Source organism: Bacillus sp. CFBP9009 (assembly GCF_036541465.1).
Classification (GTDB): domain Bacteria; phylum Bacillota; class Bacilli; order Bacillales; family DSM-1321; genus Peribacillus.
Map to the genome: position 1 here is coordinate 284,029 of NZ_JAZHFU010000003.1, position 11,003 is coordinate 295,031.

The 11,003-nt window shown below is 32.2% G+C and carries 11 protein-coding genes and 1 pseudogene; 7 read left to right on the forward strand and 5 right to left on the reverse strand.

The window, feature by feature from the left end; translation table 11 throughout:
* The first annotated feature begins 559 nt into the window (after positions 1-559).
* The 5 genes and pseudogenes from V3595_RS10740 to V3595_RS10760 all read left to right on the forward strand — a co-directional run bounded on the left by V3595_RS10740 (position 560) and on the right by V3595_RS10760 (position 5,377).
* The gene (locus tag V3595_RS10740; protein ID WP_485907139.1) at positions 560-1,993 is read left to right on the forward strand and encodes a phage lytic cycle repressor MrpR family protein; all 1,434 of its coding nucleotides are present in this window, start codon (positions 560-562) and stop codon (positions 1,991-1,993) included.
* 183 nt (positions 1,994-2,176) lie between these two features.
* The gene (locus V3595_RS10745) at positions 2,177-2,512 is read left to right on the forward strand and encodes a hypothetical protein (protein ID WP_485907140.1); all 336 of its coding nucleotides are present in this window, start codon (positions 2,177-2,179) and stop codon (positions 2,510-2,512) included.
* Between the two features lie 313 nt (positions 2,513-2,825).
* A complete protein-coding gene (locus V3595_RS10750) occupies positions 2,826-4,256 on the forward strand; it encodes an ATP-binding protein (protein WP_485907141.1) in 1,431 nt (476 codons plus the stop codon).
* 380 nt (positions 4,257-4,636) lie between these two features.
* A pseudogene (locus tag V3595_RS10755) lies at positions 4,637-4,813 on the forward strand (CPCC family cysteine-rich protein); the annotation flags it as partial.
* Between the two features lie 219 nt (positions 4,814-5,032).
* Positions 5,033-5,377 (forward strand): YolD-like family protein, encoded by a 345-nt coding sequence (locus V3595_RS10760; protein WP_485907143.1) that lies wholly within the window; start codon positions 5,033-5,035, stop codon positions 5,375-5,377.
* A gap of 89 nt (positions 5,378-5,466) precedes the next feature.
* On the opposite strand, the gene V3595_RS10765 is transcribed toward V3595_RS10760, so the two are convergent.
* Positions 5,467-5,715: a hypothetical protein gene (locus V3595_RS10765; RefSeq protein ID WP_485907145.1), complete on the reverse strand. Its 249-nt coding sequence runs from the start codon at positions 5,713-5,715 to the stop codon at positions 5,467-5,469.
* Between the two features lie 229 nt (positions 5,716-5,944).
* Here V3595_RS10765 and V3595_RS10770 point away from each other — a divergent pair, with 229 nt between their 5' ends.
* The gene (locus V3595_RS10770) at positions 5,945-6,112 is read left to right on the forward strand and encodes a hypothetical protein (RefSeq protein WP_485907147.1); all 168 of its coding nucleotides are present in this window, start codon (positions 5,945-5,947) and stop codon (positions 6,110-6,112) included.
* Positions 6,113-6,481: 369 nt separating this feature from the next.
* Here the strand turns inward: V3595_RS10770 and V3595_RS10775 are convergent, their stop codons facing one another.
* The 4 genes from V3595_RS10775 to V3595_RS10790 all read right to left on the reverse strand — a co-directional run bounded on the left by V3595_RS10775 (position 6,482) and on the right by V3595_RS10790 (position 9,736).
* A complete protein-coding gene (locus V3595_RS10775) occupies positions 6,482-7,963 on the reverse strand; it encodes a recombinase family protein (protein WP_485907149.1) in 1,482 nt (493 codons plus the stop codon).
* Entirely contained in the window at positions 7,960-9,357 is a 1,398-nt protein-coding gene (locus V3595_RS10780) for a recombinase family protein (protein WP_485907151.1), read from the reverse strand. The genes V3595_RS10775 and V3595_RS10780 overlap by 4 nt, the downstream gene beginning before the upstream one ends.
* A gap of 1 nt (position 9,358) precedes the next feature.
* Entirely contained in the window at positions 9,359-9,526 is a 168-nt protein-coding gene (locus V3595_RS10785) for a hypothetical protein (RefSeq protein ID WP_353871899.1), read from the reverse strand.
* 72 nt (positions 9,527-9,598) lie between these two features.
* On the reverse strand, positions 9,599-9,736 hold the full coding sequence (locus V3595_RS10790; protein ID WP_387548570.1) for a hypothetical protein: 138 nt from the start codon (positions 9,734-9,736) through the stop codon (positions 9,599-9,601).
* Positions 9,737-10,601: 865 nt separating this feature from the next.
* Here V3595_RS10790 and V3595_RS10795 point away from each other — a divergent pair.
* On the forward strand, positions 10,602-10,847 hold the full coding sequence (locus V3595_RS10795; RefSeq protein WP_485907154.1) for a hypothetical protein: 246 nt from the start codon (positions 10,602-10,604) through the stop codon (positions 10,845-10,847).
* The last annotated feature ends 156 nt before the right edge of the window (positions 10,848-11,003 follow it).

An 11,003-nucleotide genomic window follows, 5' to 3' on the forward strand; every position in this document is an offset into this window, starting at 1 on the left:
ACCGATAAGTGATTCCAAAGTCTATTGGCAAGAGTCTTTTTTTCACCCTCAGCGACGTCATATCTAACTAGTAAGAAAGAATTAATTATCCTGCATTTCTTTGAAATTGTTATAAACCGAAATGAAATTATCATTTTGGGTATAATCACTTAGTTATGGTTGGCATTTTCTCCTTATTGTAAAATAGTCGTGATTCTTACAACCTATTATACTTCGGATTGGTACGTCATATAATGGGTTTTATGGACTATTTATCTCGATAGGCATTGGATTTGTTTTATTTGCAATGCTAAACCAAGGGTAAGGAGCTTATATGATGGCATTTATCAATCAAACTTTATACGGTGAAAGAATCGATTGAATGAAATTTTATGTATGATCGCTTCGGGCCCGGAAAGTATAATTTTCACCATATGAATGATATGAAATGATTGAAGCAGACAATGTATCGTAAGGCTGGTAAACACTCTGTAAACAAACCAATGGTTTGAAAGTCTATGTTAACTTAATGATTGGGAGCCTTTTAGTTGTAATGAAGAATTAAAATTGGGGGGATTTGATGTTTTATAACGACAAATTTAAAACGGATTTTATAGAGCATATGAAAAATAGTTATGGAGGGCAAAGTCGTAGTATTTTTGCTGCCAGTTCTCCTATGGAAGTAGAATTGGGAAAGGATTTGTATGATTTCAATTTAGTGGATTTAGGTAAATTAATGGGACAAATGGGTACAACAACTGTGAATGCTTCTAGAACTAAATATTATTTGATGTTTAACTATATTAATTTTTATAAACATTTTAGGGCAGACAAAAGCAATCCTTTTTTATTGGTTGAACCTAATTGGCACGAGCAGTTTGTTAATAAAACTGAACGAAGTATTTTAACAGAAACAGAGCTAGATAAAATTATAGAGCAGTGCGTTAATGCCCAGGATGCACTTACTTTTAGGTTACTATTTGAAGGCTTATGGAAAGGTGAAGGGCCTGCATATAGCGAATTGTTAAATTTGAAAGAAAATGATATTAATTGGGAAAAGAATTCACTGTATTTAAACGATGGAGTAGGCGAAAGAGAATTAAAAGTATCTGGAAAGTGTATTGATTTGTTAAAAAGAGCAATCAAGGAAAAAAATTATTTTGATAAGAATGGTAAATCTAAAGGGTATATTAAAAAACGTCCACTTATAGAAAGTGACTATGTTATAAGAGGTGTAGACCCTGGATTAAGAAATGTAGAAAAAAAGGATAGATATCGTAAATTTTTAGTATCCAGAAGGGTAGCTATCATAAAAGAAGTTTTTAAATATAGTAAAGTAACTCCTGCTACATTACGATACAGTGGAATGGTAAAATTGGCAGTCGATATTAGTGCGGCAAATAACGTTCCGGTGGAAAAATTTAATCATAAGGATCATTGGTCTAAAGTTGCCGAGAGATTTAATGTATATCCCTATAAAGGGATATATAAAGGTGTAACAGACAATATAAATAGTGAATTTGTTAAGGATTTATATGGAGAGTTAGTGGATTATAAAGTTAAAGATTTTGAATTAGTAGACAACGATAAAAGTGATGTTGAAACAATTGAAAGGAAGAAAAGAATTGATGGTCCTGCTTTTAAGGATTCGTTAATCAAGATTTATGATAAATGTGTAATCACAGATGAAAGTTTTTCCGGTGTCCTAGAAGGGTGTCACATACAACCTTACGTTAAGGAAGAAAGCAATCATATTCAGAATGGTTTATTGCTCAGAGCTGATATACATAAATTATTTGATGATGGTTATATAATCATTGATGAAAATTATATAGTGCAAGTGAGTTCTCTACTAAAATCTGATTACTATAAATCATTGAATGGAAAGAAAATAAATTTACCAAAAGAAAAAAGATATTATCCATCTCAAAAAGCTTTAAAAGAAAAAATGAAATTTTTTAAGAGAGCTGATGAAATTTATAATGACTTTAATACTTTTGTTTATAAACCGTAAAGTGCAGCTTATTATATAACCTTATTGCGATTACTTTCCAACCGACCTGAAAATTAAATTAGAATGTCGTTAAATAGGTATTGATTGAATGATGTCCTTTTAGATAAACTAATTTGTTTGTTCTAAAACACTAACCTCTCGAATCTAATATATGTAGTTAAGTTATAAAAGGGAGGATAGGAAATGAGCGAACAATTCAGGATAGAAACAGAAGAGATAGGGAAGGAAGTAAAAAAATTGATAAGCAATTTATTTGAAGGAAGGTTTAGATCTCAAAGAAACACTCAAATTAATGATTATGAGTGGGAGTCGTTAGTGAATGATCAGGATTTAGGTAAACAATTTACTATGGTTATTAAAGCTCTAAAGGATGGTGGGGGGATAGACATCAACTTCCATACTGTTGACAACGATGATGTGGAAGATATAGAAGAGTCAGTTAAAGCAATACACAAAAAAATGAATTTCATTCTAAGAATTTCAAGAATATTTAAAATTGGAGGATTAGAATCACTGTAATCCCAATCACCTATTGTTGAACTAACAAGTACATCTCAAAGAGCTGTTCGAATAGCCAAGATAGTGGAATGAAGAGCAATTTTATTATGAGTTGCTCTTTTTTAATGCACTAAACATAATAAAACCTTCATTCAATAACAAAATATCTTATAAGGGACTTTACCGTTTTTTCAATACTAGGTATGCAATTCAAATATGGGCATAAAGATGTATACATACAATTAAAAAGATTCTTTTTATTTATTTATTAAAATGGTTTAAAATTCAATTAAACACAAATTTATCTATTTTTTATAAAGGGGGTCCTATACCAATGAAAAAATTCGACCTAAATATTGAAAAGGTTTTGGAGCACTGGACCGTTCCGCACGCATTGCGGGAGATCATTGCAAATGCTTTAGATGAATCGAATCTGTCCGGAACTGAGGAACCCATTATTTTCAAAGATGAAGAAGGTAAGTGGCATATCAAAGACTTTGGAAGAGGTTTAAAGTATGAGCATTTAACTCAAAATGAAAATATAGAGAAAACCCAAAACCCTAATAAAGTAATAGGGAAGTTTGGAGTCGGATTAAAAGATGCTCTGGCTACGTTCGATAGAAGAAAAATAGAGATCATCATTCAATCTAAATTCAGTGATATTACGATCAAAAAGTTACCTAAAGGTGATTTTGATGATGTAGTTACCCTACACGCTATTGTTAATGAACCATCCATCCCAAACGCAATAGGAACAGATTTTATATTTATGGGGCTTGAGGATGATGATATTGAAAAGGCCAAAGATTTCTTTTTATTGTATTCAGGAGAGAAAGTTATAGAAGAAACAAAGTATGGTTCTCTCATCGAAAATAAAGAGAAACCGGCTAGAATTTATGTGAACGGAATATGTGTAGCAGAAGAAGATAATTGGTTGTTTTCTTATAATATTACCTCTATGACGAAGAAGCTGCTCCAGTCCCTAAATAGAGAGCGGACAAATGTAGGAAGAAGTGCGTACTCTGATCGAGTGAAATCGATTTTATTAGAATGCTCCAGTCCGGTTTCTGCGGGGAAATTAGTCGATGATTTGCAAAGGATCCAAACGGGAAATGCTCACGACGAATTGCAATGGGTTGACGTTCAGCTACACGCTTGTAAAATATTAAACAGTCAGGAAAAAGTAATGTTTTTAACAGCATATGATTTGATGGATGGAGGCAAATACCTCAGTTATGCAAAAGATGAAGGAATGCGAATTGTTACTATCCCTGACAACCTGGCTAGCAAATTACAGAGTAATAAAGATTTAAATGGAAATACTTTTAGAAATTTAGAAACCTATGCGGTAGAATGGAATGAAAATTTCGAGTTTCAAATTGTGGATGTTAAAAATTTGAGCAAAAAAGAGAAAGAAATATTCGCTTATAAAGATACCATTGTGGGTTGGTTCCCCAACAAAAAGGGTGTTCTGAAGAGTATAGTGATTACTGAAACGATGCGGCCGGATAATTATAGTAGTGGAGACGCCTTGGGTTTATGGGACGAATCCAATAAACGAATTCTTATTAAACGAAGCCAACTGAGCAGTATACAAGCATTTGCCGGCACACTTATACACGAACTTGTGCACGCATTTACAGGAACGGATGATAACACCATTGAATTTGAAATCGAATTAACCGAAATGTTAGGGAAGCTATCTCATTTGCTTTTAGATAATGTTAAAAATAAAAGTGGATTAAGAAAGTTGCTAAGGATTTGATAGTTTATTAGGATGGCTCATAATGAGATCAGTACCATTATTATCAGCAATTTTCTGTTATCCTAAATTTTTTAAACTTGTTCCAGACTCTAACATATATTTTGGAATCGCTGTTCGATACGTATTTTAGGACGGATTTTTTAATCTCGGTAAAAGATTGTGTAAGAGTGTACTTAAAGTAAATGGTGCTTAACTTCTATAAGGGAATTACTTTACCCGCTCTTTTTCTTACGGAGCTAAAGGAGCGATAGCTTAACAAAACAATAATATATTTATAGTATATTTGAAATAAGAATAAGTGTTAGTAATAACATTTAAGTAAGAAAACATTATTTAATTAAATGTTTCCCTTGAAAAAGATGGATTAGGAAGATGATAATTACCAATATATATATCCTAATGAGGAAGGAGCAAATAATGTTTCCTTAGTAGTAGCACAACAAAATTTTATAAACTTTGGAGTTTCTGAAAAAGAGTTTATGAAGAATGTCAGACCTCCTAATAAGTCCGATAAAAAGGACCCAAATTGGAAACCGTTAGAGTATGGGTACATATAGTAATCAATTATTTTGTTGATCAACTAAAAGGTGCGTTAGTTCCATAAGGTAAGAAAGGAGACCACAATAAGTGGTCTCTTTTAATTGTTCAATAATCAATAAAGCCTTTTATATAATAAAACATCTTAAGCCTGAACTTATTTAGGGAAAGAGGAATTTTTTTGGCTTTTATAAGAACTCTTGTTCGTGTATAATGAATAAAAAGGAGGGATCTTTCTAATGGGTACAATTCGTGATAGGGGGATTATTAAATGGCAAGCAGCGTTGATGTTACCTGAACATAAGGCCTTGAATAAAAAAATGGGTGAAGAAGATAATTTCTTAAATAAAAAACCTGTCCTTGATGAATACCAGGTTGAAGAGTTTGAAAACAGCATTCATTATGCAATGGAATATCATTTACCGATAACTTTTACATTGCATAATGAGGGAAATCTACAAGAAATGCACGGGTATTGTGTGTACATACAACCTGTTACGAAAGAGTTACGTATTCAGAAGAAAGATAGTTCCTTTGAGTATATTCAGTTTGATGAGGTTATTAGTGTGATTGTAGAAGATTAAAAGTAAATATAATTTAGTTTTAAATAAATAATAAAGCTCTTCAAGAGCTTTATAATATAGAGTTTTTATAATAAGATTAACAGAAGTCCTTACTTTTTGTTTCTGGCATAAATAATTTCAAAAGCTGAAGCCGGCAAGTCAATCAAGTCTTTCATTTCATCTTTAGTATGCTTGCCTGAAATAATCAAATTCTTCAATAGCTTCTCTTTAGTGTCAATTTCTTTATCCATTTTCATATTGGAATCGTAATGGGCCATTTCAAAGCCGATGCCTTCTTTCCAATACTTCTCAGCCTCTTCTTTAGTCATACCTTGCCAAGTATTTAGAACTTTAGACAAAAGGCCATCACCTCCATTTTTAATCAATTCCAGTGTTTTATATATATTACCTCATTTATCACTTCTTAATTCACAGATGTTAATAATAACCACCAAATATCTTCGGGAGATTGAATTTCATAGTCATTTTTGATGAATTCTTCAATGTGTTTAGTTCCTTAATCTGTAGGTCGTGCGAAATTCATAAACTGATTCACTTGTATTTTGTAATTTAGCGGAGGATATTGCTTTGGTTATTGCGTTTAAAACAACTAAATGGGTTAAAACCCTTAAAAAAGGTATTTTGCCTCTTGGTTCAGAAAAACCACCTGGTGTCGGAAAGGGGGCTTTTCTCGCAAATCAACTTACTATGCCAACCCTGTCTGGTAATCGAATTAGGTTGACTCGTAATCGATAACATACCAATGGATCTCGAAATTTTATCCAATAAGAGCTTTACCTATAAAGGCAAATAAAGAAGGAAGTTATTTGTTGTTTCAACCTATACTGGAACAATCGGTAAATATTTACCGGTTAAAATAAGTCGAGCAGTAAAAGGATATAAAGTATTAGTAAATGTACACTTTCGGGGGATGTATAATTTTCGGTAGTTTGTCCATACTAATAATAATTTTTCGGTAAAGCATCCGAATTGGTATCCCAATATGGACATATTACCGAACGAGATCCAGAAGAAGCACCTCATAACAAGGGGGGTTACCTCACGTCTTTCCATTTGAAGTAGGTACAGATATCTGATGTTCGGTTTTATATCCAATTAGTGAACTTATTGTTCGGTAATTAATCCATTTGAAAATGGTAATAAGTCATTAAATATATTGGTCTTATACTGAATTTGTGTGTGATACTCCGGTGATAAAAGGATATAGTCAACAAAATATAAAAGAATAAGTCTTTTTTCTGAATCACCTAGTTGATACAACAAAATGTCACTAAAATGAGTAAAGAATTGATCGCTCATTACAGATTGATAAGATTCATTTATATATTCAAGGCACTCAAGATATTGACGTAATGTATGCCGGTGGCTTTCAAGAAATTCTGCTATTTGAAGTTCTAATTCACGATCACCATTGTCTTTTGCGATTGTTAACTTTTTAGTGAATACTTCGATCATATTTCCTACCTTCGAGATGAGTTCTTCCATAGTGTTGGTCATTTGATTTAAGTATTGAATAGTTTGTAGTTTTGTTTGTTCTGTTGAAATAAGCTGTTGAACACGTTTTAAGATGTTGGGGAAAAGCTTTTCGTGCACTTCATCTGTGTTAACTTTGTAATGACAAATCTTACAAACATAGTAATGGTATTGGTAAGACATCCCATTGCGTTTGGTTGAACCATTTTGTGTGACTAAGATCTTTTGGCAATTGCAACATTTGATTTTGTTAAGAAATAAAAAAGGTGTATCAAAACGTCCAAATGACTCCAAAAGGTGTTTGTTCTGTTTATGAAATAGAAGCTGAAATTCATTAATAATTGGATCGTGAGTCTCCTTAAACAAAAATTTTTTTGGACCTTCTTCTCCTTTATGAACGTTCCAATTTAAATCTCCCGTGTAAACAGGGTTTTTCAAAATGTTTTCAATGGTACTAGAACGCCATTCCTTACCTTTAGGTGAAGGGATATTTGCTTCATTTAACAGAAAAGCAATCTTTTTTAAAGATTGCCCCCAGCTATATAAAAAGAAGATAAACGAGACAATTTCAGCATTTTCGTTTGGAGTCAACTGCTTATTTATTTGGTTATAACCGAATGGAGTTCGAGAACCGGGACGTATTTTGGTTTCCTGTTCCAAATCAGTAGTTAAACTACCTATCGCTCGTTCTGACTTAAGTACTGATTCATATTGTTGCAAGAGAAAATTGATTTTCATATTCATATTTTCAGGGTTTATTGGCTTATTGGATTCCGTTGTATAGACCTCAAGATTTGGTAATTTTTCAAGCATAGGTCGATAAAAGTCAATGGTAAATGAGTAGCCTGTCCGATCCATTCGAGATACATCGTAAAAAATGAGAATTGGCACCTGCATTTCAAGCATTTTTTGTCCAACTCGCATTAGTTCTTTACGTTGGTTGGCTCGTTTGGAGAATGCACTCGTAACATCTTCAATAAAGATAAATTCATCTGGTACATTGAGTTGGTTCCGTTTCGCAAATTCAAGAATATGTTGTTTTTGAATTTCTACACTATTATTTTTTTGTTGTTTATAGGAAGAACGCCGGATATAGCCAAAGGCTAACCTCATTGAAATTCATCTCCTTCAAATATAAAATGAGTTTGAATATCTTGAATATAATCAAATTTGTTGACTTCAATATTTACCTCGTTTGGATGAATGGATAGGTTTTGAATGAGTAATGAACTAAGAAAAAATGAATTTGTAGTACGTGTACTATTTAGATATTCCTTTACCAGCTTTGATAGCTGCTTATTAGCTAATAAGAGTTCTTCTTTGGCAAGAGTTTCAGCTGATAACTGCTCCTGTTTTTCTTCTAAAATAGAAAGCTCTTCGTAAAGCGGATGCTTTCGCCAATTCTGTAAGTTATCATCCTCCATAATGATATTCTGAAGAATTTGATTCTTATCTTTTTTAAGAATGTCAAGATTATGTATAAATGATTGTCTAATATTCCGAAAATAAAACGATGAATCAAACAATAGCCGATCTATGTCAAGATGGTTAACAATCTGTTCAAGGGTGCAATCAATAATAGAAGTAAGACTATCCGTCAAGATTTGAATTTTTGGATGCTTTCTTGCACAAGAATACCAAGCAGCTCCTTTTACTATATCCCAATGAAAAATAAGTGATTTTCCGCAGATTCCGCAGTAAACTTGGAAAATATTTTGTTCTTGAAGGTGTTGATCCTTCTCCAAATACTTTTCTACAATCGCATTTTTATCTTGTAAATCACTAAATTCACTTAAAGTTAGGTAGGGCTCAACGTGACTCAGTTTATTTTTTCCTTTGCTAAGATCAAAACCGGCATAAAATGGATCCCTGGCTACCCTAAGGAGTTGAGTTTTTTTTGTTCCAAGTTTTTTTTGATAGGTCTTCAATAACTTTTCCAACTCGATATATGTTTGTACTTTTGAGAGATCTAAGAAGAAATGAATAAGGGTCTCTTTTTTTATTGGATCCTTATGAAATTGTTTTGTTTGTTTATCTTTAACATAGCCTAACTTTTGAGCCGGATATCTTCTTCTTGCTTCCTCCGATCTTCTAGCGATATTTTTCCCTTCAAAATCTCCTACAATGTTCATTACTCCCTCTAAGAGAATGTTACCTGTGGACTGTTGATGACCATTACCGGTAGAAGTATAGATAATTTGAACTTCTTTCTTTCTACATAACGAGACGAAATAATTTGCTTCATAAAAGTCACGGAATAAACGTGTTCGGTCAAAAGCATAAATTATATCAACTTGGTTATTTTCAATCATATGGATGATTTTCATCATATTTGGCCGATTTACCATTGATAATTTGTTAGCAGAAATTGCGTTCTCATCAATAATGACAATCTCTTTGGAAAGATATTGTTTACGGTATATTGCATCCGCAGATTGTTGCATAGCTAAATCTTGACTAATTGAACTTACTCTCCTAAAAAAAACTTTATATTTATTTTGTAGCAATTTACTTACCCTCACTTTTTTTTAGTAATGTTTGATGGAGCAATTTAGCTTTAAGACGATAAGGAATATCTAATTGCTCTACAATGATCCGTTGAATAAGATGTTCAAACCATACATCCGTAACAGAATTAACATCTGATCCGGTATGTAAATTAATTTTTCTACGCATAAATGTACACCTCCGTTTTTCAGCATTGACGTTAGGAGGTATATTTTATACAAAATGTAATCATTTATCTCCTTATGTATTGGAATTACGTTCCTCCGAATCTAATTCAAATCGTAATTGAACAGATTCTTCTTCCACTGAATTCTTGATGAAAATTTTAATTATCCCCTTTTCCTGTCCAGGAAAATCCTCACGCTCCTTTTCTTTCATAATCGTCGCTCCTTTGTAGATGTTCTAGGAAACTATGAACAAGGAATGGTGACAAATGCCCTTCTAATTCAAGCTTCTTAATTTTCTCAACTAAGGCTGTAGGCTGATCGGGATGTAACGTACTTATGAATATCTCTTTGGTTGAATTTTTAAAAATCAAGCACTCTCACGACCTTTACTCTGATTAGGAAGTTCTTTATTTACTTTTTGCTGGTAGTATTTATTAAGCCATCTAGTTCTGCTGCTAGGAGAACCTGGATGACCATTTGTGCTGCATTTTCTGCTGAAGCGTAACAACGAATAACTTTCAATTGAGTACTCTTCCTTTGTTTAAATTTAATAAGTAGGAAAATAATCAGTGGGATTAAGAAACTATCTTATTCGTCTAATTATTTACAATTTTCTTGTCTTGAATTTTTACAAACGAATTATATTCGTTAAAACTTTAAAAAAACAAGGTTCTAAAGAAAAAGTATGGAATTTTTTTATAATAGTCATAGTTGATAAAAGATTAAGAATCTCATAAGGGTATTAAGAAGTTTGCTTATAAAATACAGAAATAATCTGAAGAGTATTGCAACTTATAATGATGTAGGGAGCACGTTAGAAAGTCCTGGAAAATTAAATTTCATATACGGAACCAATGGAGCCGGTAAAACAACTATATCTGAGGAAAAGAGGAAGATTTTCCGAGCTGCTCAATTGAGTGTAAGAATGGAAAGATGTCTACTTTTGTACTTTGGGTAAGGATTCCGTTGATCATCAAACTTAGGTTGATGATTTGAAAGTGAAATTCAAAAATATATAAAGAAGCAGTTAGAGATTTATCTGAAAAATATAAAATGAAAACCAAAAAAAGGAAAGGTTGGTAGAAGAATTTAAAGAAAAATGCTGGGATATTAAAAATGAGGTTGATGAAGAATTTAAAGATATAATTGAAGGCTTTAGAAACTCAAATGATAAATTAATGAAGAAGTATATAGGAGCTTCAAGGAATATGGAGTGGAGGTTAAAGTCGATAGACGAACTGAAACAAAAAAGAAATCTTTATATGACCGGCCAATGGAGAAAATTGATTTCTATCAATCAATCCTATTTGATGAAGCGTTAGAAAGTACGAAACTACCTAGTATATATAAGAACTTATCATATTCGTTTTGGCTAGATAAATAAATTTATTACACCTATATTTTATTGTATATTATTGTAATTTAATGTAATCTATGGGTTAATAGACAATTACCTTCGTATTAAAAGGAGTGTCATT

Bases quoted from the DNA above. Each gene is read 5' to 3' on its own strand.
- V3595_RS10740 (WP_485907139.1), top strand. From the start codon at position 560: ATGTTTTATAACGACAAATTTAAAACGGATTTTATAGAGCATATGAAA.
- V3595_RS10745 (WP_485907140.1), top strand. From the start codon at position 2,177: ATGAGCGAACAATTCAGGATAGAAACAGAAGAGATAGGGAAGGAAGTA.
- V3595_RS10750 (WP_485907141.1), top strand. From the start codon at position 2,826: ATGAAAAAATTCGACCTAAATATTGAAAAGGTTTTGGAGCACTGGACC.
- V3595_RS10760 (WP_485907143.1), top strand. From the start codon at position 5,033: ATGGGTACAATTCGTGATAGGGGGATTATTAAATGGCAAGCAGCGTTG.
- V3595_RS10775 (WP_485907149.1), bottom strand. From the start codon at position 7,963: ATGAGGTTAGCCTTTGGCTATATCCGGCGTTCTTCCTATAAACAACAA.
- V3595_RS10785 (WP_353871899.1), bottom strand. From the start codon at position 9,526: ATGCGTAGAAAAATTAATTTACATACCGGATCAGATGTTAATTCTGTT.
- V3595_RS10790 (WP_387548570.1), bottom strand. From the start codon at position 9,736: ATGAAAGAAAAGGAGCGTGAGGATTTTCCTGGACAGGAAAAGGGGATA.